Here is a 26664-nt window from a genome sequence, read left to right on the forward strand (position 1 = left end):
AATAGTAATTAGAAAAGGATGAATTAATTGCGTAACATACAAAGTGAGAGTAAATATATATACACATATGTACATCACGTAGACGAGTACGATCTATGTAGAATGGAGATGCGTTCATTTTTTAGTGTTGATTCCCAATCAAATTTTCTTATAAGCAATATTGAGGTCAACCCTAGCCGTAGTCCTTTTATACAAGATCGACTTGAAGTGCTGTATGAAGATAACAGCATAGATAACATCAAAGAATTAGTGACCAATCTAATAGTAAATGCAAAAACCTATAAAGTGATTTGTTTAAATAATTTTGATATAGGTGAAACAAAAAAAATCCCTCAATCAGAGCGTCGATTGATGGAACGTGAAATAGGATTATGTATAGAGGGAGAACCAGACCTTGATTTCCCTGAGGTTGTCTTTGGTCTTTTATTTATAGATGATAGATGGTACTTTGGCATACATAGCAAAAGTGAATCCATTTGGCGTAAGCATTTACACAAGCCACATAGCTATTCAACCGCGCTGAGCACAAGAGTCGCTCGAGCTGTTGCGAACATTGCAGTTCCTCAGCCTCAAAACATTCGTGCGATTGATCCATGTTGTGGTATAGGGACGGTAATAATCGAGGCCCTTTCTATGGGAATTGGTATAGAAGGAAGAGATATGAATCCCCTTGTATGTAATGGTTCACGCGAAAACATTGCCTATTTTGGATTACAGGGAACAATAACATTAGGTCCCATCTCAGAAGTAACGGAACACTATGATGTAGCGATAATTGATTTACCATATAACTTATTTACGCATTCAACACGCGAAGATCAATTTGATATTATAAAACATGCTCGTCGAATTGCTGATAAAGTAGTTATCGTTACTATTGAAACAATTGATGACTTAGTAGCAGATGCTGGATTGGTTATAGTAGACAGAAGCATTGCGAAAAAGCAGTCATTTTTACGTCAGATTTTATTATGTGAACAAAACTAAAATCGTACTATTGCACAAAGGCTGATTGCATAATGATTTCCAAAATCGCTTGCATCAGCCAATTGGCAATCTTGTACATGCCCTCTAACTATAAATACACGGTACATCCTCTTTCTTGTAATTCGCCTAACCAAGTTGGCACTTGTAAATTGTGGTTCCATCTAAGATCCAGACGTTCTAATCCTTCTATTTCCAACAACGATTTTGGTAGCTCTGTTAGAAGATTACTTCTTAAATCAATTTCCAATAAATTTTTTAATCGTCCAAGCTCTTCAGGCAAGGTTGTCAATTGATTATGTCTTAAATTTACTCGTCTTAATTTTAAACATTTATTTATCGATTGAGGAATAGCCTTTAATTGATTTTCTTCCATGTCTAAAACCCGTAATAATGCTAACTCACCTAAATTGTCTGGAAGCATTGTAATTTGATTACTTTTTAAATGCAATTCTTTTAAATTACTTAAACATCCAATAGTTGTCGGCAACTCTTTCAATTGATTATTCATGACACGAAGTTCTATTAGTTTGTTTAATTGTCCAAGCTCATTTGGTAACTGTAATAATTGATTATCACTAAGATTTAAATATTTTACTTTGACTAGCTTGCCAATTTCAGGTGGAATGGATTGTAATTTATTATTATGAAGATATAAATAATCCTCCATATTATGTAGTTGGCCAATTTCAGATGGGATAACATCAATATCATTATGCCCTGCATCCAGCATTGTTAGTTCTGTTAAATTACCTATCGCAGCAGGCATATGACTGATTTTATTAACGGATATATTTAATATTTTTAAATTTTTCATTTTGTATATTTCAAAAGGAATAGCAGTTAACGCATTATCAAATAAGTTTACGTTTGTTACTTCATTTATAGGTGCGTCTGTATTTGGGAAAGCGTCTAAATTCATATGGGGGAAGTTTAAATTCATTTGTCTTACTCCTCGTAAAATGCATTTTGTTCGTTTAGTATAAATTAATTAAAGATTAAATGTAAATAATCTCCGTGACCCCGAATTAGTTTAATCTCATCTTTTGATGACATCCAAAAATAATGGAATATTAGCCCTGCCTCATCCCCTCCGCCTGTTGGTTCGTAATCCCACTCATCTAGCGTATCGCTTACATTTATTTTGTAAAAAAATCTATTATGTAAAACGCCATCATCATTTTCCCAAAAATCTTCTGCAAGTAGCTTTTCGACATTGAAATCTTTCAATCCCGTTTCTTCTTTCATTTCCCTTATCACTGCATGATAGGTGCTTTCTTTAGGTTTTACTGTACCTTTCGGAATCTGTATCCCTGCTTCTGTAATCGAATGACGAAAAACTAACACCTGAATTATACCTTCTTTAACACGGGTTATATAACCATAAGCTTTTTTAATCGGCAACATAAATCTCCACCTTTAATTGCGTCATAATGCTTCCCTTATCGTCTAGCTTTGTTGTTAATGGAATAATTTCCCTTTTTTATTTGGTTTAATCCATTTAAGGAAGTGGTCTTCTTCTATTGGAGCAGCGAGTTGCTTCATTAGATAGCAGGTCTCCATATGTATTCTTTACCTTCTTCTTTTTCACCAAACGTTTTAATATCCTTTATTTTCCTCTCTTTTTTTATTTTTCACATGAAAATATTAAAAAAAGCGGAATTCTCATTCTTCGTTGAAATTCACTTTCACTGCTGAAATTTTCGCTTTTAGGCACTCCTTCTCGAATATCATTAATTGTAAATCCAGCAAACTTTAAAAGTTGAAAATACTCTTCAACAGTCCGATGAAACTTAACAACATTTTTATTTATCCATGGTTCTACTCTTTTGCCACTATAAAAATAATCATCGACGATCCAATCTGTCTTTGTGGCGGAAGTGGCTGCACTTTTTATTGATGAAGTTAATATAGGATGTTGAACACTAAATATAAATTTTCCTTTAGATGATAAGGTTTTATGAATATCCATAAAAATACTTTTTAAATCTGCTAAATAATGTAGAGCTAATCGTGAAAAAACTAAATCATACTTTTCTTTTTGAAAATTCCATGCTTCCATTGAAGAATGATGCACATTTCCCTTTGTTTCATTAAGATTTTTAGTAGCTTTTTTAACCATATTTTCAGAGCCATCAACGCCATCATAGTGGACACACCCTTTTTGTAGAAGCTCCAACCCAAACTGAGCGTCACCGCATCCTAAATCTAACACCTTTTTTCCCGCAACATCACTGATAAGTTCTAACAATATTGGCTTTTCAATGATATTGTTCGGACTTTCCACACGATTTCTTCTGGACATGTAATCCTTGAAAAATTTTTCATCGTTGTATGCAGATGCACCATTGTATTCCATGCGTTTCACTCCTTAGTAGGTTTTCACTAATTATCATATCTCACAATTGGAATATATTGTTTAAAAATAAAAAATAAAAAGAGCACATATAAGTACTCACTAATATGCGCAACTATTTGGAGATATCTATTTTTTTCTATAATTATCTTGCTTCTCATTAACCTTTTTAATTTTCATCATCATTAAGGTAATGATGAAACCAATAGTTAGAATAAGTTATTCATTACATTATTTAAATAAAAAACTATCTCCCCCCACTAACATTAATGATTTCACCTAATATATAATTCGAAGCATCTGATGCAAGAAAAGCTATAGTTTCTGCAATTTCACCTGGTTGTGCTACTCGTTTAATAGGTATAGTTGCAGACATGCGAGAAAGTCGATCATCATTTGGCGCAAACTTTTCATGGAAGGGAGTTTCCACCATCCCAGGTGCTACTCCGTTTACAATGATGCCAAATTCGATTAGTTCTTTGGCCATGCCAATGGTCATTGTATTTAAGGCCCCCTTGGAAGCAGCGTAATGGATGCTTTCACCAGCCCCTCCGATACGAGCAGCCGTTGAAGAAATATTGATTATTTTGCCTACTTTTCTTGGAATCATATGTGTTAATACCGCTTGTGAACACAAAAGAACACTAACAATATTTAGTCTATATGTTTCTTCCCACAATTTTTCACTTGCATCCATAAATTTACTCTGTCGGATACCACCCGCAGCATTATTAATTAATATATCAATTTTCCCAAAAGAGGCTAAAGCCTGATCTATCATTGCATTCACTTGCTCTTTAATTGTGACATCAGCTTGAATGATTATCGCCTCTCCACCATTCTCTTGAATGCACTGTACTGTTGCTAAAGCACCTTTTTTATTCGAAAGATAGTTAACAATAATTTTCGCACCTTTAGACGCGAGTAATTCCGCTGTAGCCCGTCCAATTCCTGAGCTTGCTCCTGTTATTAAAACCACTTTTCCAAGTAAGTTTTGCATAGTTTCCCTCCTAGTATTAGGTACTTGATATTCATTTTCTATATGATAAATTTTACCACAAGGGAATATTAAGTATTCTACTGAGATGGGATTATATAATCATCACCATTACCAGAAACGATTAAAAGGCTTGAGTCCCGTTTTTTCATATTTTCACCTATCATAAAATTTAAAAAGGAAAAGACCGGTAAAAGGAATAAATTTGTTTCACTTTTTGCGATTATTCAATATGACTAGTTAACAAATAGAATAAACACATTTTCATCTACATTTGGAGCAACACAAAATCGGGGTACAAACTAAATTTGTACCCCACAACACTTGATATATAAGCATTTATCACTCTATCGAAATATATTATGCTCATAGAGAAAATCATAAGAAAGATCGACGAATAAATATTCGTGTTCATTGATGGCAATCGAAAACGTCCGAGTAATTTCCCCTGTCTCGATATCTCGATACAGTTCTGAAATTTCCCCATTTTGATCATTACGCATTTTAATAATTGTTTGCAGGAAATATGGTCGCCAACTCCAATTTTTATTAATAGCGTTTGGTTGTAATTCCCAATTCCCTTCTAAACGCATAACGTTGGGCGTTAATTGGAAACCATCTTCATTACAAATGTATAATCGGAATGAATAATGATCTAATAGTTCTGCTAAATGCTCTAATTGTGAAATATTATCGCTAGAAGGTTTTACACGATGAACAATTGCCTCTAGCTCTTCTCTTAATTTCTTTAACTCGAAATATTGGGCCTCAAGCATTTTCTTTTCAGAAGTAATAAATTGCTGGCATTCTTCCTTAAAACGTTCCTTTAATATATCTTTCTCCACAAATGTCTTTGCAGCATTTGCTAAATAAGAACCTTGATAGAAGCGTCCTCCATTTTTCCAAGCAAATTGCAATTGATAAACTGTGCCAATCCCTTCAAACAATAGGTTTGCGCCTATTTTATAAGCCAAACTTCCAATTGCAGAAATCATGTCGGATTGGGCAGACCACGAATCATAATTCAAATCGCGAATATTTACCTTTAAAATTTGAGGTGATAATAATGCGATATGCTCTAAATGGCTTTCAGCTCCTACTTCCTGTACAGCTATTTTTACACCAAATGTAGTAAAATAACGAAGTGCATGGTGTAGTTTATTGATATCACCTAAAAACCGATGCTCGGAAACTACCAATACGATGCGGTGTAAGTCATCTTCGCCAATATATTGTTGAATAATATTAAAATGACTTTCACCGAAATCTTGCATTAACAAATTCGGATTACTAGGAATATAAATATCAATGTCAGATGCTATTGTGTCTATTTGGGTTAGTGCTGCGTGCAAAATTTTATGTTCCATATCAATACGATATTCTTCTGGAATATCTTCATTATTAACAAAGTCTTTTAAGTTAATTTGCTGTCCTTCTATTTGTAACTGACCGGAAATTTCGTAGGCAATCACCGTATGCGCATCAGCGCTAAATATAGGTTGAAAATACCCATGTATTTGATCTAAATTAGTTAACACTTCAATTGCGTCCATTGTCGAAACCTCCATACTTGAATAATGATTATTATTCAAAAATAACATTACATCTACAGTTCATTTTATGAAAAAGCTCTCTGACTGTATAATAGTGTGTTTATAGGAATTTCGCAACTTCACATGCACAATTTTTGGCCAATAGCCAATCACTTTAAATGGTCACTAATTCTTTTTCTTGCCGTTTCGGTGCTATAAGTTCTGGCAGACGCACCCAGCTCAATCCAAGCGTACCCTCTCCTGCATGAACGCCCACACAAGCACTCAATGGCAGAACACGAAAAGTAATAAGAGGATAAGCTTTTTCTAAAGCTGCTTTCCAAATAATCGCGCCTTCTTCATTATTGCAGTGAATAACTGCCACCTCTGGGATAATACTTGATTCCAAATCGTTGCTTAAAAGACTCTCCACATACGCTTTTGCTTTTGTTGCTGCGCGTACTTTTTCTTTCATAACAACTTTCCCATTTTCAAAAGAAATAACGACCTTTATATTTAATAGGTGACTCAAAAATGCCTGTGTTCCTGAAACGCGACCACTTTTATGCAATTGTGATAAGCTTGCCGGGATAAAGGATAGCTCACTATGATCAGCAAGTTCATTTATCTTTTCAACGATTTGATTTGGTTCGAAACCTTCTCGCTCTAATTGCTGACCCAGTTCAATCATTTTCATCATTGGAAATGAGCCGATTTTTGAATCGATTGGATATACCTCAAATTCCGCTTGTTGTGCTGCCGTGAAAGCGCTTAAATAAGTGCCCGACAAATGTTGCGAAGTATGAATAGCAATAGCACAGGCATAGCCCTGCTGCTTTAACGATTTATATAACTCTACCACATCACCAATGGCAGGCTGAGATGTCTTTGGATGTGTTTTAGTAGTACGAAGTTTGTCATAAAATTCATCATGTGTCATATCAACAGTTTCTCGTAATACACCTTCGTCAAAAACAATATTAAGTGGTAAAACGTGAATTTGATTGTCCTGTATGAATTTTTCATCTAACAATGCTGCTGTATCTGTAACCCATGCTATTTTCTTTTTCATTAAATGCTGTGCTCCTTGTCTATTGTAAAATATTATTATCCTTATAGCTTATGCAACTATACATAGACAGAACCGTGATGAATAGTGACATTTATCATAATCAGAAAATTTATTTACATTGTTCGACATTATTCCGACAATATTCGCAATAAAAAAACAGTATTCCAAAAAGTATGTAGTGTTCACACTTTTAGAATACTGCTATCGCTTATTCATTCATAAAGAAATACCAAACTACAGCTAGGACCATCAACGATAAAAGAACTGCAATCGTTACACGTAGTGGGGAAATCGGGGCATCTCCTCCTACACGCCCCGTTTGACCATTCACCATAAATCTAAAAATTTTATCTTTATATCGGAAAGAAGAAAGCCAAATTGGTAACATTAAATATTTATAGGTAATGTCATCATGTGTTGTAGAAAAGCGCACATTGGACACAACATCTGCAAACTTCTCTATACGAATTTTTGAAGTAATTTGCGCATTTAAGTGGTCGTGAATTTCTCTCTTTGCTTGACTCCATCCATCCTGTAACCCAATGCTATATCGCTCTGACAGAAAACCTGCCACATATTCTGGCTTATAGGATTTATTATTCAGTAAGTTAAATGGCTCAATTTTACGCATCATTTGACGATCATAACGGGTCGTTGCACTTATTAAATGATCATCTATAAACTCCTGGTAAAAACCACTTGTAGAATACCAATCTGTTACAGTCTTTTGATTGCCATCTTTGTCCGTTACCGTACGATGTTTGCCATAGCTTGCTGAGTAGCGTGAGCTTGTTTTTGTATCAAATGTCCAATATGGTAGATAAACACCTTTAAAAGAATCTGGTCTTGCACTAATTTTTGCTGCTTTCGGCGTAAACCATCTTCCTTTAATCCACTTTTGAAAATTTTCCCCTGCTTGTTTATCTGTTACTTCGAAAGCACAAACGCCATTTGGAGCAAGTGTGTTTTCAGCACTGGCTTCCATTACTTGATTTGAGCCACAATACGGACAGCTATCCGCTACTTGTAATGCATCGTAAATTGTTTCAGCTGCACAAGCTTTACAAATAACTGTTTTTTTCTCTACGCCCCAGTTAAAGTTTCCTCGTTCCTCAGCTTTTGTAAAATCCATTTCCTGCGCCACTTTTTCTTGTTCCATTTCTGGTGTAGCAATCTCTGTTTCAAAGCCACAGTAAGGACAAGTCAGCTTGCCAGTTGCTGGATTAAATTCAATTGATGCACTGCATGATGGACATTCAGCATCGAATTCTAGCTTTGCCTCTTTGACGTTTTCCGCTTCTTGCGTCGTCATCATCAGTCATCTCCTTACTTCAAATCATTATCATCAAAAATATCGCCACATTCAGGGCAAAACTTTGGAGGATTTGCAGGGTTTTCTGGTTCCCACCCACATTTATCACAAGCATATTGCAATGCTCCTGTCGGTTTTTTGGCCCCACATTCACTACAGAATTTACCTTTATTGATCGTGCCACATACACATGTCCAGCCCTCTTCTACTGGCTTTGATGTCCCACAATTAGAACAAAATTTACCTGTATTCTCCTGCCCACATGTACATGTCCAAGTATTAGAAGGGCTTGATTGTGTTTGCGTAGTTGCTTGCGCATGTTTATTTTGCTCGCTCATTTGGAATAGTTGACTTGCATTGACACCACCTGATTGTGTTGCCATGTTCATACCCATGAATCCTGCCATCGCACCCCCATCGTTGTGTGCAGCAGCAATCATCGCTTCAGCCTGAGCACCAGTTAAGTGAGCAGCAGCCATCCCTGGATCACGCATTACTGCATTACGCTGTAGTTGTTTAATCATCGCTTCATCTTCTTCAGATGCCTTTAATGAACTAATTCCAAAAGACACAACAGCTAAACCGCGTGTTGCTAGCCATTTTTCTGATAATACTTTGTTAAGGGCATCAGCTAGCGCCACTGTATGGGCAGGTATTTCACTATATCGTACGCCACTTGCAGAAATATGAGCAAAGGCTGGCTGTAAAGCTGTCATAAGCTCTGTTTTTAATTGACTATCAATTGCGTCACGAGTATATTCACTCTCTACATTTCCACAGACATTTGTATAAAATAACAATGGGTCTACAATTTTATATGAATACTCACCATGACAACGAATTGCAATATCAATATCTAAGCCAATATTGCGGTCAATGACACGGAAAGGAATCGGTGCAGGTGTCCCATACTTATTGCCGACAATTTCTTTCTTATTAAAATAATACACACGCTGATCTTTTCCTGGCTCTCCACCAAAGGTGAAACGCTTTCCAAATTGCTTAAACGTCTCCGTAATGTTTGATGAAAGGTCATCGCCATACATAATAGAAGGCTCAGTAGATGTGTCATAGACATATTCACCAGATTCTGAAGAAAACTCCACCACTTTACCCTGCTCGACAATCATCATACATTGCCCTTCATTGATTGCAATGATAGAGCCATTACTAATAATATTATTATTTCCTTTATTTGAGCCGCGTTTTGAAGAGCGTTTTACACCTTTAGTGACAAGCACATCCGCTGATAAAGACTCACAGTAGAAATACTCTCGCCACTGATCTTCTAATACACCTGTTAATGCACCAATACCCGCTTTTAATAAACCCATTTTATTTCCCACCTTTAAATAAATACTTCTTACTATTTTATCATTAAATTTTTTGTATTCACTATTGTATTACGCAGGAAAGGACAATTTGTTTCAAAATTTTTGCTCGGATGTTATTTCCCTATCGAAAAACCATTAAAAAATTTCCCACCGTACGGCTCAAGTACTTTGTCCACTAAATTTATTATCTGTTCTTTAGCACCCGTTTTATAAAAAATATCAAAAGCATTAATAAACTGTTGCGTAAATGTCTCGTCATATTGCAATAATGCACGTACTACCCATTTCGATTGACCAATCCATTGACGGTTCGTCCTTAACACAAATTCACTTACCAATTCAGCAAGTGCATTCGCTATAAATAATTCTTCTGCTTTATTTGAGCAACCTATAAAATCATCCAATGCATCGGTAATAAAATATTGTTTTGTTTTAATTGTTTGTTGTGACCATTCTTCTGGCCCTATTTCTAAAAGTTGATTCGCTTCTTCTTTAATAGCATCAATTATCCCGTTATCTTTTAAAATGATCCCTTCTGAAACCATTCTTGGCATGGAAGGTATCGCTCTTTTATAATCTTCGTCAAAATACTGCTTATACGATGTCAAATTATGTACAAACACCTCTATCGCCCAACCAAACGCTATAAAAGACTCTCGATAAGATGTCATGCGATTATTATCAAAAACTACGATATCTAGGTCAGATGTATCTGTTGCTTCACCTCGAACTACACTGCCAGCTAATAACGCTCCATCGCAATTAGGGAAATGCTTAGTAATAAACAGTTGTGCTGCATCGATTGCATTGCCCTTTTTTAAATAATCCATTTTACCACCTCTAATTTTCTATGCAATTTCTATAAAATAATTGGCTATGATGAACATTCGACATTTATGGAGAGGTTCCTGTAAGAAAAGAAAAAATTGTAAATAATAACAAATTGTCAAAATCATGTATAATAACTATGTGGAACCATTTTCCTCGATAGTGATTTTATTGGTAATTTTCCAAACAGGAAGGAGCTATAACATGGAGCATCATGAAATTTTAACGATTACGGATTTGACAAAAAGTTATGGCAGCAAGGAAATATTAAAAGGAATTGACTTACATGTTTCAAGAGGAGAAATTATTGGTTATATCGGTCCGAACGGCGCTGGCAAAAGTACGACTGTTAAAATTATTTTAGGAATCGAGGCCGAGTACGGTGGAGAAATAAAGCTATTTGGAGAAGATATTAGGCAAAATAACATTGAATATAAACGAAAAATTGGCTATGTGCCGGAAATAGCTGATGTTTATGATAATTTAACTGGTTATGAGTATTTGACCTTTATCGGCCAGCTTTACGGTTTAAATTTTGAGTTTGCCGCTACTAAGTCTAAATCATTAATGGAATTGTTTGGTGTTGGAGAAGCATATCATGCAAGGATATCCTCGTATTCAAAGGGCATGAAGCAAAAGCTATTAATTATCGCAAGCCTTATACATAATCCAGATCTACTGTTCTTGGATGAACCTATTAATGGCTTGGATGCAAATAGTGTAATGATTTTCAAAGAGATTTTAACGCAATTAGCAGCCCAAGGGAAAACAATTTTTTATTCCTCTCATATCATGGATGTTGTCGAAAAAATCAGTAGTCGCATCATTTTATTGAACGATGGAAAAATCGCTGCTGACGGAACATTTGCCCAACTACAAACAGCTAATATGGCAGGCACTTTAGAAGGGATTTTCAATCAACTTACAGGTTTCCATAATCATAAGGAAATTGGTGAACAATTCGTATCAGTAGTTCAGGAGGTGTAGAAATGAAAGATTTCAAAATCCTGCAACTGCTTGATAAATTGCATTTTATTTTTCAGAAAATGGGCATTGATTATCAGATTATGAGACAAATCCTTCATATTAAACTAACTATGGATGAACGAAAAGTACCGACCATCTTTAACCAAAACAAAAAAGATCAGAAAAATAGTTACATAAAGTCTTTATGGATTTATGCACTATACGGCCTTGTGCTAATTCCTTTTATCGTCTTTGGCCAAAACTATCATTTTCAGATGAGTATTGCTTTTGGTATGATAATTTTTATCATTATGACAACATTAATCTCTGACTTTTCTTCCGTACTCTTGGATGTACGTGATCGAAGCATCCTCTTAACTAAACCCATCACTGCTAAAACGGCGAACGCTGCCAAATGTATGCATATACTTATCTACTTAACTTACTTAACAATTGCCTTAACAGCGATTCCGCTTTTAGTCGGCTTATTTACTCAAGGGGTATTATTCTTTCTATTAACTGTACTAGAACTTATCTTTATTAATATTTTCATTGTCGTTTTAACGTCGATTTTATATATTGTGATTTTGAGATTTTTTGATGGAGAAAAACTAAAGGATATCATCAATTATGTGCAAATCGGTTTATCATTGGTTTTGATGATTGGTTATCAAGTACTAATCAGATCCTTTGAATTTGTCGATTTTAATATAGTCGTAACGTTTAATTGGTGGAGTATTTTCATCATCCCGATGTGGTTTGCTGCACCTTATGAGCTATTCCTTAATGGAAATAACTCATTTTTCACTATTTTATGCACTATTTTCTCTGTCATCGTACCACTCTTTTCAATATGGCTTTATATTAGGCTTATCCCAACATTTGAGCGTAATTTACAAAAGTTATTAGGCACAAGCAAATCAAAAAAAGAAAAGAAAAGTCGCCTAAAAGATTATTTATTAACGTTCATTTGCCGATCAACTGAGGAGAGAGCATTTTACCGTTTTGCCTCCCTTATGATGAAACAAGAGCGAGAGTTTAAATTGAAGGTTTACCCATCTTTAGGTTTTTCTTTCGTCATTCCTTTTATTTTTATATTTAATATGATTCGTGCAGAAGATGTTGATTATTCTGTCAGTATGAGTTATTTAAATATTTATTTTAGTATGCTAATCATTCCGTCAGCCGTGATTATGCTAGGCCATTCTGCAAAGTTTAAAGCAGCTTGGATATATAAAGTCTTCCCAATTAAAGACTATACAGACTTACAAAAAGGCAGTCTAAAAGCTTTTCTAATAAAGTTGTATTTTCCTTTGTATATTGTCCTCAGCATAGTATTTTGCTTTATTTATGGCCCAAGAATCATCCCAGATTTATTGACTGTTTTAGTAGCAAGCTGTTTGTACACGATTATTTGTTATGTAAGCTCTGGAAGGAAGATTCCTTTTACGAAACCCTATGACGAAATCGGTGATGGACAGAGCTGGCAGTCCCTAATATTATTTATTCCTTTAGGTATTCTAGCAGGTCTGCACTATTACATGGCGACAAGCATATCCTATGGTACAATTCTTTATTTGATTGTACTTCTAATCGCGAATTTCATTTCTTGGAAGCTCATGTTTAAACGATCTAAGGATTAGTACAAAGGAGCTTCAATAAGCACTATTCGGATTAATAATTAATAAAATCCACTTTACTACTAGTGATCACAGTGTAAGCTGTTTCCACTAGTGCAAGGTGGATTTTTATAATTTGTATCCTTTTAATGAGCAGTCCGTAAGTATTATGCTTTACAATTCATGACTCATTACGATTAACTCCCCTTTTATCCCCAATACTCTTTCACCTTTATCACTATAACCACACTTCTTGTATAGTCCTTGTGCGGCTTCATTCTTTACATTTACAGCCAATACAATTTCATTTATCCCGCTATACTGCTTTTTCACAAATTCAGGCAATAGCATTAAAGCCTTTTTGGCATATCCTTTTCCTTGATGACGATAATCAGTTGAAAAGGCTCTTATTAATATCGCATTTTCATTATTAGAATATGGCTTTACACCCTCTTTTCGATGTAATACAAAGAAAACAACAAGCTTCCCTTCATCGATAGCTAAAATTGAGTGACGATTTGCATCCGCTTTAGAAAGCTCAAGACATTCCTGCGGTGTTCCTGTAAATTCAAGTTGTTCTTCAGTTAATTGATACTGTTCAATTAATGCCATAAAGCTGTCTTCAAATATGTATAATTGCATGGTTTCTCCCCTTTTCAGAACGTTTGTTCCTATTGTATCAATATTATGTTTGATATTCAATATAAAAATGTATTATTGTGGTATATCATCCAATTTGTTTAACATCTTTATAAGGAAGAAACTAGCACAAATAAAAGACAGCACCAGCTATTTGTTCTGGTACTGCCTTCGTAATTGATGCTCTTATGAGTATTTAAAACGCAGAGCGACAACAGCCTTTGTTCTATTTTGTTTCAATAGCAATTTCTTTATATTTCGCATCCCAAGCTGGGTCAATTTTACTTAAAGAAACCGGGCGTAACGTTTCTTTGTGCGCTAGAATATGTACTGATTGTGCTGTAGCAGCAATCGTGCCATCTTCATGTAAAATTTCATAACCATATGTTGTACGTAGTCGATCATGTTTTTCTACCCAAGTGCGTACAGTTGCCACCTGGCCATAGTGCATAGCCGCCTTATAAGAAATAGATAAATCCATTACTGGCGATACATAGCCTTCTTTTTCTAATGCTGCGTACTCAAATCCTACATCGCTTACTAACTGTGTACGACCAATCTCCATCCAAATGATGTAGTTTGCGTGATAGACAACGCCCATTTGGTCCGTCTCCGCATATCGAATCTCAATCTGTTTTTCACTCACAAACATTTTCTTCACCTCGTCCTACATTATAGCGTAAAAATGTTGACTTGGCGGGGTTTAGGCTTGGGAGATTTCGATAGGTTGAAAAATGAAGGTTAATAAATTTTGAAATTAACTTAAAATATCAATAAATACTCTACGCCATATAAACACATATATGTTACTTGCGTTATTTCTGATATAATGATGTACCACAGTATTCACAATGGTTTTCTTTCGGGTTTAATGCTGCAGCGCAATTTGGACAATTTAAAGCTTTAACCATCTCTACATCGCTCCCTTTCAAAATATCCAACTCAATAGTATCATTTAGTTTTTGTTGACGAGCCTTTGAACCTGGAATTTCACTTTCCCTTTCAAATCTCTCAGCTGCTGTTTCTCCTTGATCAATAGTTTTGTTATACTTCATTGGCTTTTTCCATAAGTAAATTCCTAAGTATATAAATATACTAATAAATATTAGTAAAATAAATATCGGTCCTATGAAGTCATTAGTTTGAATGACAGCTATAACTCCAGCCATAGTAAAAATAAATGCCCAAAACCATAAAAATAGTGATACAAGACGCAAGAAAAATTTCACTATTATCCCTCCCATACACAAATATACAGAATTTAGAGGGATTTAACTATATCAATTTTGCATAATGGGTAATTTATCGCTTTCTCTTCCCCTTGCCATTACCACTTCGTTTAGCCTCCTTTTCAGCCTTTTCATCAGCAGCAAGTTTAATTAGCACAGCAGCTATAACGAATGCTTTTTCGTATTTGGGTAATGGATCAAATTCTGACGCCACTTATGAAGTTTGTGAAAGCAGTAATACAGCTGTTTGATGTAGTTTTCAAAGCAAAATAAAAACCCCTCGAATCCGCTCAAGGGGTCTTGCATTCGTCTATTTAGTTATTGTGATAATTGTCGATGGCTCACTCTTCAGGTCATAGAAGTTTGGAAGAAGGAAGCCTAAGTTCCTATTAATCTAATGTAAAACCACTAGAACCATCAACTGCTAATGCCATAGCTAAAGCGTAGAATGCTCGACGAACTCCAGCACAGTTCGGAGATTCTTTATCAGTGGTAGTAAGGTCTGTAGCAGAATCAACAGTTCCACTTGTATTTGAAGTATCGGCTAATATATCTAAGCGAGCCAAATCCCAAAGGCCAGAACGACCGTGCGATGGAAACTTACTTTGACCGTGTAAAGCTTGACCAACATCAAGTTGAAGTTTAATTGCTTTTGATACTTTATTATCCATACTTGCTATTCCTTGTCCTGTAATTCCAGGATAAACATTAAATAATCCAACCATGGCTTGATTGATTCCCTCGCCTTTATTAGGCATTTGCCACGGATTTTTAATCAACTCGGATGAACCTAACATGGCATTTTCAGGAATGTACATTCCCCAATATTTCGCTTGGCTAAACGAATTACTAACTAAGTTATTTTTAATAGTTGAATAGTTATCAAAAATCTCCTTGTAGGTATTAATTAACTGAGTAACCATAACTCCAGAATCCGATTCTATATTCGGAACAAGACTGTGCCATGATGAGGCTGTTGGGTTTTCAATTAAGCTTGCATAAATTTGCAAGAATGTTATTGCAAAAGCATTATATGCAGGAGAATCGAATCGAGCACGTAGCATATTATTTGTCAGGTTCACATCAGAAAACCCGTGAACAGGAAGAACTCTTTTTGCAGATAATGAATTGTTATAGGGCTCTTGCTGGAAACTACCTTTAGAAGCATTAGCCACTGAAGTATTGGAACCCCATTGAGTATAGCTAAGAACATCTCGGATTGCATTTTTCAGGTTATGTGCAGGATCTAATGAAGCTCCAGTCTCATTAACCTTTACATCATATACATGCGCAGCCATCCAACAAGCAACAGCATTTAGTGAGGAATTAAGAATAAATCGTTCGTTTTTAGTATTAAAATATGCATGATGATTAATATAATCTTTACCGCTTGTACCTGGTTGAATACCAGCGAACGTAACCTTTCCCGAATCATCAAGAACAGTTGGATTATCTAAGTAATCATTCTGAGGATCAGTTGATAAGTCCGCTGTAGTAATCCAATATCCGATTTGCCCCTCATATGGCCCAGCAGCAAAACGATATACTTTTTCTGAAGCATCGTATGTCCAAGCAGACGGAGTACGATAATACTTTAAAATATTGTATTCTCTGGAACTTAATACTTCATTAGCAAAATGCTCTCTGTATTGCTCTAACAATGTATCTACATTAGAAAATGAAACATCGCTCTGAGATTCATCTAATTTCTTAAGCATTGCTGCCCCAAGATAAATTAAACCTGCTAGTTGATCAATTGGATTCGTCGGAAAATTAAAAGCTTTATCAATAAGTTTTGGAATAACAGTATTAACAATTTCTTTGTAAACTGCATCATGTTCTCCAGCTTGAGCCTTTTGTTGGGCGAACTGAGCACAGAACATCATTAATTGTCCAACACCTTGTTGAATTGGAGAAGAATTGAATGTTTCACTTGAACCATTTAATAAATAGTTTTGGATGAATTTTCTCACTCGTGGATATCGACCTTTATCCTTCTTATAAGGATGGTTTATAGATAACTGCTCAATAGGTAGTAGAAAAGCTTCTGCGAAGGCTTGAGCTTCTTGCAATGGTGTAAATTTAGTCAAATCAAATCACTCCAATTTTTCATTTTTCTCTTAAGATACCTAATCTCCTAAAAAATATAGGCTGGCCATGTATGTCTTGCCTCGAACCAGTTTATGAGGCGCTGGTCGGTAGTCGGTCTGCTTTCCCTGATATTAAGGATTTTATAAATACCTAAGGAGAAAATCTTTACCGCACCGAACCTACCCCCGAGTTTACATTAAATATTTTCAAACACAAACTATCATACATGTTTTACATTTGTTATTTTTGTTACATTTGTTCCAAACGTTACTTTTTAATTTTATTAAAGCACCTCATTAGTTTAATTATTAATAACCAAAATTCTTTCCGTATGAACTTGTAAATCTTCACCATTTAAATTGGTGATTTTAATTTTATAGGTACCTGGACTAATCGAACCGTATAGATTGCCATCAGCTTTGTTTTTCCCTTTTGAACCTTCCAAAACATTATAAATTCCTGTATCTATAAACGTTCCTTTACTATCCAATTTTAAAAGACGATATTCAATTTTTGCTTCTACCCGTTTTGATTCAGAAGCTGTGCTTTGTTTAATTTTATTCAATTTCAGCTCATTAACATAATCACTTATCACAAATTCTTCTGTACTTGCAAAAGTTACAATATTATTTAAATGCCAAGTTATATTATTGTCTTCGGTTTCATCCTTATTAGCTATCGAATGGGATAACTCCATAAATAATAAAAAAAGAACTAGTATTAACAAATAACTAATTTTCCCTATATTTTTTTCCACATTTCCTCCCCTTTTCAATAGTATTACTCAACTTTAACTACCATTTCTATACAGATAAGAAAATTCCTTCTCTCCCTATTAAACTACTCCGTTAGATGGTTAAACAATACTTATAGAAATAACAAAAAAGAAGCAGCATTTCGGCTACTTCATCATCTGACTCAAAATTTTATTTTTTACTTTAAAACCCTTTTCGTTCCAATCTTGATGTTTTTTTACACGTTCTAAGCCCCATCCATATTGAGTTAGTAACGAGGCCTCCGCTCTCTCATCACAAAGTGTTTTTACTGTTTGATGCAGTTTTCAAAACAAAAGAAAAAGCCACCTTTTGTTAATTGTGACCTTTAATTTGGTTTACATTAGATTTTTTTAGCTTTTTGAAATTTTCTACAGATACCTTTTTCAATGGATTCATATTTGGTAATTCCATTTCCTATTAACTCCAATTTCGAAACTGTGAAATAAATTATTATTGCAGATGTAATTCCAATAAAAGCACCCACAATTACATCTAAAGGATAATGAACTCCTACCCAAATGCGCGAAACTCCGACTAATATCGCAAGCAAAATCCACAGAATCCATTTACCTTTTTTAAACAACCAAAAGGACATACAGAATGAAAAAAATAATATAGTATGATCGCTTGGAAAAGAATTATTTATTGCTTTTTCTATCAACTGATTCGTATTAGAAAGGACAGCAAATGGTTGGTGATTAAAATGCAATAATCCTGCAAATTTCCCTATAATTTCAGCCAATACGAAAGCAATACTTGCGCAAATGAGCATTATTTTATTTTCTTTATCTTTGGTAAACCAGAATAGTATAACAAAAGTAGCTAAGAAAATAACTGTGTATTCAGCAATAATAATCATTGGTAAATTGAAGAATTGAAATTCTTTCCCCAGACTATTAAGCATTCTGAATAAGTCATTATTTATTTCCGATATATTCAAGATACTCACTCCTTTATAGCTTTATAGAGCTATGTTAAACAAAAATATATCTATAAACCATTGAAAAAGGTGACAATTAATAATGGAATCTAACATTATTGTCACGTTGACTTTAGACTCTTTATGATTAAAAAAGGACTACCAAATTAGTAGTCTCAATTGATTGGTTTCTGACATACACGTACAAGCGAACGGGTTTATTTTGTAGATGTTATTTTATTTGCCTATTATCTTAAAAAAATATGGGCAGGCCATGTATGTCTTGCCCGAACAAGTTTACGAGTCGCTGGTCGGTCGTAGGTCTGTCTTTCCCTAATATTTAGGTTCTTTATAAATACCAGGGAGAAAACCTTTACCGCACCGAACCTACTTCCGAGTTTACAATACAAATTTCCAATCACAAACCATCGTACATGTTTTACATTTCCTTTTTGTTCCACAATCGCTAACTAAAAATTATACTTATTTTACTTTATTTGTTTTTGAGTACTGTTCATTATTTACTTGTAACTACTGAATGAACAACTCTTAATCTAACCTGCTCTGTGAAATTACAATTATATATTTAGACAAGTATTAATTATCCTAATAAACAAAAATACCAATCCTAAAATTCTATTAGAATTGCCGTTTTAAATTGTCCTAAAAGTCCTTGCCTTTGAATAAAATGCAAGTACATTTGATAATTGGAGGCTATTTTATGGATTCTATATTTACCTATATCTTTTTAGGCATATCAATGGCTGCAACAATTGGACCTGTTAAGACTGTCCTATTAAATACAGGTTTAAAAAATGGCTTTTTTCATGCATGGTTTTTTAGTCTGGGAGCCATAACGACCGACATTATATATATGTTTATCGTATATTTTGGAATTGGACAATTTATCAATTCCATCTGGTTGAAAACAATACTTTGGTCTTTCGGCTGTTTTGTGCTTTTGTACACCGGCATCGAAAGTTTACTATCGCTACATAAAATTGAGATGGATTCTAAAACTGGTAAAAGAACACGACTGAGACAATCCATCGTAGCCGGTTTTTTCATGTCTTTTTTGAATCCGCTAACCATCCTTTTCTGGCTAGGAATATATGGCTCCATACTTGCAAAAGCGTCTGATATCTCTACAGGGTATGAAATCATTTTAGTAAGTACTTCCATTTTAATTGGTATTATTTTCGTAGATTTTATTTATGCCTTTTTATCCAGTGTTGCTCGAAAATTATTGTCCACAAAGCTTTTGAAAACTATCTCTTTTATCTCAGCCTTATTAATGATTGGTTTTGGAATTTACTTTGGCAAGCAGGCTTACCAAGTGTTATTCCTATAAACTCAACAACAGCGCATAAAATGAACACGAAAGGAAACCATACCTTTAAAAGAATATTAGTTATTAGTCGAGGTGTGGTAATGGACAAAGAGAAGGTTAAGGTAAGTTTCTGGTGTATTGTAAGTTTGACTTCTATTCCACTCATCATGACACTGGGAAATTCGATGTTTATTCCCGTGCTCCCAATATTGGAAGATAAGGTTGGAATCACATCATTTCAATCGAGCATGATTATTACAAGCTATTCAGTCGCAGCTATCTTTCTTATCCCAGTAGCTGGCTATTTATCGGACCGATTCGGCAGAAAAATAGTAATATTACCAAGCTTAATTTTAGCTTTAATCGGTGGTCTGATTGCCGGATTTGCTTCGTGGAAAATGAATGACCCGTACGCAATGATTATTGCTGGCAGAATAATTCAGGGAATAGGGGCGGCTGGTGCCATGCCGATTGTATTGCCCCTTGTAGGTGATCTTTATCAAGATGATGATGAAAAAATAAGTTCCACATTAGGGATAATTGAAACGTCTAACACGTTTGGGAAAGTGTTAAGTCCCATTTTAGGTTCAATATTTGCTGCTTTTTTATGGTTCCTGCCCTTCTTTTCCATTTCAGCGCTTAGTCTGATTTCGATTGTTCTTATTTTTTTCTTCGTTAAAGCTCCGAAAGATGATGATGAACCATTGAAGTTCAAAGAGTTTTTACGTAATACTAAAATAGTTTTCAAGGAGGAAGGAAAATGGTTGTATACCGTATTCCTTAACGGGGTCCTTGTAATGCTCATATTATTTAGTATGCTATTTTTCTTGTCAGAAAATCTCGAAAAAGTACATGATATTAAAGGTATTAAAAAAGGGTTTGTCCTAGCCATCCCGCTTTTATTACTTTGTATAGCTTCATTTATATCTGGTAGAACAATTAAAGGAAATCTAGGAAGGATTAAAAAAATAATCATTTCTTCCTTGATTGCAATGTCTGTCAGTATTGTCTTCGTTGGTTTCACAAGCAAAAAATTGATTTTTTTATTAGTTGTCACGAGTATAGTGGGTATAGCTATCGGTGCACTATTGCCGGCACTTGACACAATTATAACTGACAATATTAGAAAAGAGTTAAGAGGGACAGTATCCTCTTTTTACAGCTCGGCCCGTTTTATAGGCGTTGCAGCAGGCCCCCCTATTATGTCACTTGTCATGCAAAACTATCTTAATGCCAGCTATATTACGGCAGGTCTATTGGGATTCATTCTCCTGTTTGTTGTCTTGAAGTTTATCAAAGTAGAAGATATTGAAAAAACCAATCAAATGACATAAAAATATGGACCTGACAGTTATTGAGGCTGAAGGTCCCTTTTCCTTTAATGGGCCTGTTAAAAGAAAGAGAAGTAGCTCATTCGCTACTTCATCATTTGACTCAAAATATTATTTCTTTTTCTAAAATTGTTGTACTAGATAATCTCATATGTTTGCAAATAGCACGCATTTATCTCCATCTAAGCGATCTGTGAAGCACTTTAACCTCTCTATCACTTTCTACATAATGAAGACGGTACTGCACTTCTGCAATCTTTTGCTCATATTCTGTGTGACGACGCTGCGACTTTTTATGTTACAATTTTCTTAAATAGCTGATGGGGTGATATTATGTTAAATGAAAATTTAGTTTGTAAGTCTTGTGGTAATGACTCTTTTACTTCCGGTCAACTTGGTCATGGTAAATTATCGACTGATAGTAATGTTAGGCCCTTAGGATCTTTAATCGCTTCTGGTTCTCCACTTATTTTGTCATTTTGTAAAAAATGTGGTGAAGTGAATTCAATCAAAGTTCTCAAACCTGAAAAATTCAATTAACTTATTCAATTAAACCCTCATTCAAAGGTCCACTTCCAACTAAGTAAATGTTTTTTAATTCTAAAAAAACGAATGATATTTCTTTTTTCACCCATACTATCCTTGAATTACTATAACGACCTCGCCTTTATAGCTTTTTCTGTTTTAAAGGCCTTAAACTATACAAACATAGTTATCCAATCATATTAATAGTAGTGTTAAGCTAGTTTCCTAGTTTGACACCTCTTGATTTGTTGGTTTAGGGTCACTCTGGTCCAGTGACCCTTTAATAATTCCTTTCCTATTTCATGATTAATAATTTCTTACTTATTTTTTCGTTGGATGAAGTAATTTAATTAACAAAAATCGCACAAAATCAAGTTTGTAGCGTCTTGTGCCGTAGCATTTCTTTCAATTACATAGATAAACACCTATCTCAAATACGTATCCCATCCTAATAATAGGATAATAGTATATAAAGCTAATCCTTATAACCTTATTCCCTTATTTTATTGAATAGGGTCACTAGTCATAGCAGTCATATTTTTATTTTATAAAATACATACTGAGGTAATGCTATGAACATATTCTCTTGGTTATCAAAAGGTATAGATTTTCTATACTGCTTACCGTCAATGATTTTATTAATAGTGGTATTTATAGTTTGCATGGGAATCTACGTAGTAACCTTCATAAAGATTCTCTCGCCTATTTTATTTAAATTATTTTTTATACCTGTTGCCATTCTCGGTTTCTTTTATCTGGGCTATTCCAATGGATATGAGATTCTATGATTTTTTTAGAGCGTACAGGAAGTAATATTATGATTTCAAGTAAAGAAGTTATCGAAAAAAGCCCGCACAAACCAGTTATAGTTGAGCAAGTATTTAATGTCGACGGCTTAAAAGTGTTTGAAGGTTACACATTTAGTAATTAATTTTGCAGATAACTATTCTATATACATGTTGTTCAAGTCTTACAGAAATAAAGAATAACATGGATATTTTTGTTCTCCATTAGATTTCTTCTGTTTCTTTTACTGCACTACTCAAAGTTCCAAAAAATCATTTCAATTTACTACTAATATATAATTCTGGATAAATTCCAGAATTATATATTCCGATACAGAATAAGTTATAATACGAATTATCTTAGGGAGGATAAAAATTGAGTAAAAGTAAAGGTGAGTTTAATATTACGGATCTTTTATCGGGTATTGAAAATGATGCAGCTAAGCTTGCTGTAATTGCTGGAATTATTACTACATTAGGAGATGGCCTAGCTACTATTGCAGCAATTATGGCATTAGAGGAAGCACAGGAATCAAATAACTGCAACGATAGCAACTCAAACAAAATAGATAAATTAGAAAAGCAAGTTCAATATTTAACAAAGGAACTAAATAAACTTAAATACTCATCAAGAAAATGAACATCTTTCGTTACAAAAATTAAAATACCTTTCTAATACTCAATCGTCACCTCTACCCTCGGAATATCCGAATACCACTTACGAACAAACAACTCCATCACTTGGCTACCATCATACCATATATCCTTGCTAAGACAGTCTTTGATAACCTTTGCTAGATTGTCGATGTCTGGCTTAGTTGTAGGTCTTAACTCGCCAATCTACAGCTTGCTGATGCTTCTTTTCTAAATGATTTTGGAATCTTTCGATAAACATCAATTCTTAGCATTCTTTCCTCGGTAATAAGTGTATCTGGTGCCACCTGTGAAGCTACCAACCTTACGAATGATTTATAATCCTTCACTTCTTTTGCATCAAGCACAGACACGTTATTTCCATAACGACTAAACTTAGGTCGTTGCTGTGCCTGCACCTCACCAGGAATTTCAATTTTGAGCACGTTCATGTTTGCCCTCCTTTTAGCACTCTTATTAACATGCTGATAAAAAACCTAATGACGTTCTACCAGCGGCATGTAATTAATCCTCAAGTTTAATGAGCTGTAATCTATTATTTTTGAATTGTTCTAGGCTTAACGCCCCGTTCCTCCGCTATCCTGGCACGTATGTCCCTTATCAAGAGTCCTATAATAATCATATTTAACCGCTTATCGGCCATTACAAATTACAAAAACTAACTAATATGACTCTTCAAAGAGAATTAATTGATGAATTAGTATCTTATAAGTTACAACGTGCAACCATACAGGGAATTTTTAGAGTTTTTAAATCTGCTTTATCTTATGCTATCGACGAAGCGATCCTGCCCAAGGATCTCTTTAAGAAAATGAACTTTAGTGCTACACCTACTGGTGATAAAGATAACTTTTACTCTGAGTAAGAACTAAAACACTTTCTTTCATGTGTGAAAGAAAACAATCCTAGAAAGAGCTAAAAAAGCAACTTTTCCGGAACTGCAAAACAGGAGCGGAATTCTAAAAGGAATGAGGCTTGAAGGTGAAATGTGTCTAGAGATACTAACAAACGGGTAAAGAATACATAGTTGAAGCAAACAGGAGGTAATATTTAATGAAGAATCAAGTTATTGGCGTATACGATAATGAACAAAGAGCGGCTGAAGTTGTTGAAGATTTAAAAGAGAAAGGCTATACAACTGAGGAAATTTCAGTTATTACTAAAAAAGCAAAAGAACTATCTGAAAACACACAGGAATTAAAACCCTCTACTATGGATGGTGCCCTTGCCGGAGCTGCAACTGGAGCTGCAATTGGCATAGCAGGCATGATAGCAGGATTATCCACTGTATTGATTCCCGGATTTGGCGCTGTGTTGGCTGCAGGTCCTATTATTACAACAATTGGAGGAGCAGTCGTAGGTGCTAGCTCTGGTGCTGGTGGATTAAAGCATGCTCTTATGGAAATTGGAGTCCCAGATGATGAAGCAGAACGCTATTCTAATGAGGCTCAGGATGGTAAATTCCTAGTATTTCTTCACCCCAAAGAGTGAGGACGGATGGAATGCTCGATGTTCGCATAAATAACACGTAATTATTTTAGCTAAAAATTGCTAAATCACTTGAAATGGAATGCACGTGAGACTCCATTTCTGAAGATGCAGGTTTGATTCCTGCCGAGTACAGATGAAAATTAGTGAGTTTCTATGTTTGTATGGGTTTTGTACAAACATAGAAACTTTTTTGTTTGGGTGCTTTTCAATTGCGAGTATCGAGTGACTTCTTAATTGTCCTATCAGTAATTTTTTTATACCTGCGATTTTAATTTATGCAGCTTGTACACGCTCCGAACAAGTCTGCCAAGCACTAGTGGGCAGATCTGTCTTTCCCCTAATATTTAGTATTTCATAATAACCTCTCTCACACTGACTCTCTCACATTTTATAACGGATTTTTTGTTACAATTTTGTGTTTTATATTTTTTATTTTATTAATTTTTTTTAAAATAAAAGAAGAATCAGAATATTAAAGGAGGAGTTTTACAAATGAGAAAATTATTTTTTATGTTGACTTGTTTGGTTCTTTTATTCTTTTTCACGGGAAATATGGCTTTTAATAATTCAACTGTATATGCAACTGAACAGCATAATGATTTTGCCATTACCATTTTAAATGAAAGTACGATGCGTTTAGAATTATTAAATGCAGAGACAACATTTGAAAACGATGCAGTTGGGAATATAGTTATTAAAAAAGGTGATTATACAGAAGTATTGCCAACGCAAGCAATAGATAGTAATGGTAATGAGGTTAATTTAATATATAAATCAGTTGATAATGGACTGCTCATAGAATTACATAACGGTGAACAACCGACTCAAACGACTACTTTAGCTCGTTCTAAATGGAAATGTGCATTAGGAGTTCTTGGTGGTTATTACCTTGGCGCAATAACTGGTTTAGGCGTAGGTATTGGTGCTGGAACTGTATTACCTGGTATTGGAAATGCGGTTGGTGCTGTCGGAGGAGCTATTATAGGTGCAGCGGGTGGAGCTATGTCTGGTGCATCATCCTCTTGTTTTGATTAGCGAATAGGAGGAATTATATGTTTGATATAGATAAAGTTTTTTGTTGGCCGATGATATTTGCTTATTATGTTTGCATGATTTTGTGGATTTTATTACTTTTAGCATTAGAAACAAATTTACTTTGGGTTTTTTTGAATCCGTTAAATTTTGGTTTAATTTTTAACATAGTGTTTGGCATTACTTATCAGATTAGAGCTAAAAAAGACTAATATGTAGTTTACTTTCAATAGAATGAGAAAAGAGTAGCAATTACTGCTACTCTCAGTTTGTTGACAAAATATCTCGAGGGTTCTGCTCTCGGGGTATTTTTTTATGGTGGTTGAATTCTGAGCGTTTTATCTAGTAACCAACTCTTAATGGACAATTATATTTTGTGTTTTCTTCTAAATGGCATTCGTCTCGATTTACTTTCTCAATATTGCACAGGTTATAACATTAATATATTGTTGTAATCAATAACATGGTTCAATAACTTAAACTATTCAACTAATCATCGGAGGTATTTAATTTGATAAATAAGAAAGACCAACTAAACACTATTAAAGAAGATTTTATGAATTGTCAAAAAGTACTATTGGCAATCGGTGATGAAACCCGTCAATCAATTTTGCTAGTTTTAATGGGAACCGATTGTCAAACAGGATTACGAGTTGGTGAAATTACTGAACAAACACACCTTTCTAGACCTGCAGTGTCACATCATCTAAAAATTTTACGAGGCGCAGGAATTATTTTAATGCGAAAAGAAGGTACAAAAAACTTTTATTATATTGATATACGTACAAAATTAAGCCTATTAAAAACGCTTATTTTGGATATTGAAACATTGTTAAAGCAATACGATTGAAATAGCTTATAA

General features: G+C 34.5%; 28 protein-coding genes. 11 read left to right on the top strand and 17 right to left on the bottom strand.

The annotated features are described in order from the left end of the window. The first annotated feature begins 27 nt into the window (after positions 1 to 27). Positions 28 to 987: a TRM11 family SAM-dependent methyltransferase gene (locus tag ACIP9C_RS14095; RefSeq protein WP_401011544.1), complete on the top strand. Its 960-nt coding sequence runs from the start codon at positions 28 to 30 to the stop codon at positions 985 to 987. 88 nt (positions 988 to 1075) lie between these two features. Here the strand turns inward: ACIP9C_RS14095 and ACIP9C_RS14100 are convergent, their stop codons facing one another. The 9 genes from ACIP9C_RS14100 to ACIP9C_RS14140 all read right to left on the bottom strand — a co-directional run bounded on the left by ACIP9C_RS14100 (position 1076) and on the right by ACIP9C_RS14140 (position 10417). Then, positions 1076 to 1927 (bottom strand): leucine-rich repeat domain-containing protein, encoded by an 852-nt coding sequence (locus ACIP9C_RS14100; RefSeq protein ID WP_401011546.1) that lies wholly within the window; start codon positions 1925 to 1927, stop codon positions 1076 to 1078. Between the two features lie 44 nt (positions 1928 to 1971). Then, on the bottom strand, positions 1972 to 2391 hold the full coding sequence (locus ACIP9C_RS14105; RefSeq protein WP_401011548.1) for an NUDIX hydrolase: 420 nt from the start codon (positions 2389 to 2391) through the stop codon (positions 1972 to 1974). Positions 2392 to 2611: 220 nt separating this feature from the next. Beyond that, positions 2612 to 3343 (bottom strand): class I SAM-dependent DNA methyltransferase, encoded by a 732-nt coding sequence (locus ACIP9C_RS14110; protein ID WP_401011550.1) that lies wholly within the window; start codon positions 3341 to 3343, stop codon positions 2612 to 2614. Positions 3344 to 3587: 244 nt separating this feature from the next. Further along, a complete protein-coding gene (locus ACIP9C_RS14115) occupies positions 3588 to 4340 on the bottom strand; it encodes an SDR family NAD(P)-dependent oxidoreductase (RefSeq protein WP_401011552.1) in 753 nt (250 codons plus the stop codon). A gap of 344 nt (positions 4341 to 4684) precedes the next feature. Next, entirely contained in the window at positions 4685 to 5890 is a 1206-nt protein-coding gene (locus ACIP9C_RS14120) for an EAL-associated domain-containing protein (RefSeq protein ID WP_401011554.1), read from the bottom strand. 154 nt (positions 5891 to 6044) lie between these two features. Further along, positions 6045 to 6941, bottom strand: coding sequence for a DegV family protein (locus ACIP9C_RS14125; RefSeq protein WP_401011555.1), 897 nt, complete (start codon positions 6939 to 6941; stop codon positions 6045 to 6047). Positions 6942 to 7149: 208 nt separating this feature from the next. Then, entirely contained in the window at positions 7150 to 8253 is a 1104-nt protein-coding gene (locus ACIP9C_RS14130; RefSeq protein WP_401011729.1) for a TFIIB-type zinc ribbon-containing protein, read from the bottom strand. Positions 8254 to 8267: 14 nt separating this feature from the next. Then, a complete protein-coding gene (locus ACIP9C_RS14135) occupies positions 8268 to 9587 on the bottom strand; it encodes an SPFH domain-containing protein (protein ID WP_401011557.1) in 1320 nt (439 codons plus the stop codon). A 113-nt stretch (positions 9588 to 9700) separates the two neighbouring features. Beyond that, the gene (locus ACIP9C_RS14140; RefSeq protein WP_401011559.1) at positions 9701 to 10417 is read right to left on the bottom strand and encodes a nucleotidyltransferase domain-containing protein; all 717 of its coding nucleotides are present in this window, start codon (positions 10415 to 10417) and stop codon (positions 9701 to 9703) included. A gap of 202 nt (positions 10418 to 10619) precedes the next feature. Here ACIP9C_RS14140 and ACIP9C_RS14145 point away from each other — a divergent pair, with 202 nt between their 5' ends. Both ACIP9C_RS14145 and ACIP9C_RS14150 read left to right on the top strand, forming a co-directional pair. Continuing rightward, the gene (locus tag ACIP9C_RS14145) at positions 10620 to 11402 is read left to right on the top strand and encodes an ABC transporter ATP-binding protein (RefSeq protein ID WP_401011561.1); all 783 of its coding nucleotides are present in this window, start codon (positions 10620 to 10622) and stop codon (positions 11400 to 11402) included. Between the two features lie 2 nt (positions 11403 to 11404). Next, positions 11405 to 13024 carry a hypothetical protein gene (locus tag ACIP9C_RS14150; RefSeq protein WP_401011562.1) on the top strand — a complete coding sequence of 540 codons (1620 nt, stop codon included), beginning with the start codon at positions 11405 to 11407 and terminating at the stop codon, positions 13022 to 13024. Between the two features lie 150 nt (positions 13025 to 13174). Here ACIP9C_RS14150 and ACIP9C_RS14155 read toward each other — a convergent pair whose 3' ends face one another. The 6 genes from ACIP9C_RS14155 to ACIP9C_RS14180 form a co-directional block, all read right to left on the bottom strand. Beyond that, the gene (locus tag ACIP9C_RS14155) at positions 13175 to 13642 is read right to left on the bottom strand and encodes a GNAT family N-acetyltransferase (RefSeq protein ID WP_401011564.1); all 468 of its coding nucleotides are present in this window, start codon (positions 13640 to 13642) and stop codon (positions 13175 to 13177) included. A 223-nt stretch (positions 13643 to 13865) separates the two neighbouring features. After that, positions 13866 to 14291: an acyl-CoA thioesterase gene (locus ACIP9C_RS14160; protein WP_401011566.1), complete on the bottom strand. Its 426-nt coding sequence runs from the start codon at positions 14289 to 14291 to the stop codon at positions 13866 to 13868. A gap of 163 nt (positions 14292 to 14454) precedes the next feature. Continuing rightward, positions 14455 to 14868 carry a hypothetical protein gene (locus tag ACIP9C_RS14165; protein WP_401011568.1) on the bottom strand — a complete coding sequence of 138 codons (414 nt, stop codon included), beginning with the start codon at positions 14866 to 14868 and terminating at the stop codon, positions 14455 to 14457. Between the two features lie 389 nt (positions 14869 to 15257). Next, complete coding sequence (locus tag ACIP9C_RS14170; RefSeq protein WP_401011570.1) at positions 15258 to 16958, bottom strand: hypothetical protein; 1701 nt, start codon at positions 16956 to 16958, stop codon at positions 15258 to 15260. Positions 16959 to 17260: 302 nt separating this feature from the next. Next, the gene (locus ACIP9C_RS14175) at positions 17261 to 17716 is read right to left on the bottom strand and encodes a hypothetical protein (protein WP_401011572.1); all 456 of its coding nucleotides are present in this window, start codon (positions 17714 to 17716) and stop codon (positions 17261 to 17263) included. Positions 17717 to 18075: 359 nt separating this feature from the next. Then, positions 18076 to 18675, bottom strand: a complete 600-nt coding sequence (locus ACIP9C_RS14180; protein WP_401011574.1) for an undecaprenyl-diphosphatase — start codon at positions 18673 to 18675, stop codon at positions 18076 to 18078. A gap of 700 nt (positions 18676 to 19375) precedes the next feature. Between ACIP9C_RS14180 and ACIP9C_RS14185 the strand changes: the two genes are divergently transcribed. The 4 genes from ACIP9C_RS14185 (at position 19376) to ACIP9C_RS14200 (ending at position 23265) form a co-directional block, all read left to right on the top strand. Beyond that, a complete protein-coding gene (locus ACIP9C_RS14185; protein ID WP_401011575.1) occupies positions 19376 to 20005 on the top strand; it encodes a LysE family translocator in 630 nt (209 codons plus the stop codon). Between the two features lie 80 nt (positions 20006 to 20085). Continuing rightward, entirely contained in the window at positions 20086 to 21318 is a 1233-nt protein-coding gene (locus ACIP9C_RS14190) for an MFS transporter (protein WP_401011577.1), read from the top strand. 330 nt (positions 21319 to 21648) lie between these two features. After that, positions 21649 to 21855 carry a hypothetical protein gene (locus tag ACIP9C_RS14195; protein ID WP_401011579.1) on the top strand — a complete coding sequence of 69 codons (207 nt, stop codon included), beginning with the start codon at positions 21649 to 21651 and terminating at the stop codon, positions 21853 to 21855. Between the two features lie 1146 nt (positions 21856 to 23001). After that, positions 23002 to 23265 (top strand): hypothetical protein, encoded by a 264-nt coding sequence (locus ACIP9C_RS14200; RefSeq protein ID WP_401011581.1) that lies wholly within the window; start codon positions 23002 to 23004, stop codon positions 23263 to 23265. 32 nt (positions 23266 to 23297) lie between these two features. Here the strand turns inward: ACIP9C_RS14200 and ACIP9C_RS14205 are convergent, their stop codons facing one another. Then, positions 23298 to 23465, bottom strand: coding sequence for a RusA family crossover junction endodeoxyribonuclease (locus ACIP9C_RS14205; RefSeq protein ID WP_401011731.1), 168 nt, complete (start codon positions 23463 to 23465; stop codon positions 23298 to 23300). After that, positions 23453 to 23710, bottom strand: coding sequence for a RusA family crossover junction endodeoxyribonuclease (locus ACIP9C_RS14210; protein WP_401011583.1), 258 nt, complete (start codon positions 23708 to 23710; stop codon positions 23453 to 23455). Before ACIP9C_RS14210 ends, ACIP9C_RS14205 begins: the two co-directional genes overlap by 13 nt. A 622-nt stretch (positions 23711 to 24332) precedes the next feature. Between ACIP9C_RS14210 and ACIP9C_RS14215 the strand changes: the two genes are divergently transcribed. From ACIP9C_RS14215 to ACIP9C_RS14230, 4 genes are all read left to right on the top strand, one after another. Further along, positions 24333 to 24770, top strand: a complete 438-nt coding sequence (locus tag ACIP9C_RS14215) for a general stress protein (RefSeq protein WP_401011585.1) — start codon at positions 24333 to 24335, stop codon at positions 24768 to 24770. A 492-nt stretch (positions 24771 to 25262) separates the two neighbouring features. Further along, on the top strand, positions 25263 to 25805 hold the full coding sequence (locus ACIP9C_RS14220; RefSeq protein WP_401011587.1) for a hypothetical protein: 543 nt from the start codon (positions 25263 to 25265) through the stop codon (positions 25803 to 25805). Between the two features lie 17 nt (positions 25806 to 25822). Next, complete coding sequence (locus tag ACIP9C_RS14225; RefSeq protein ID WP_401011589.1) at positions 25823 to 26014, top strand: hypothetical protein; 192 nt, start codon at positions 25823 to 25825, stop codon at positions 26012 to 26014. A 344-nt stretch (positions 26015 to 26358) separates the two neighbouring features. Next, on the top strand, positions 26359 to 26652 hold the full coding sequence (locus ACIP9C_RS14230) for an ArsR/SmtB family transcription factor (RefSeq protein ID WP_401011733.1): 294 nt from the start codon (positions 26359 to 26361) through the stop codon (positions 26650 to 26652). Positions 26653 to 26664: the final 12 nt, after the last annotated feature.

Source organism: Lysinibacillus sp. NPDC093210, assembly GCF_044753985.1.
Taxonomy (GTDB): Bacteria; Bacillota; Bacilli; order Bacillales_A; family Planococcaceae; genus Lysinibacillus.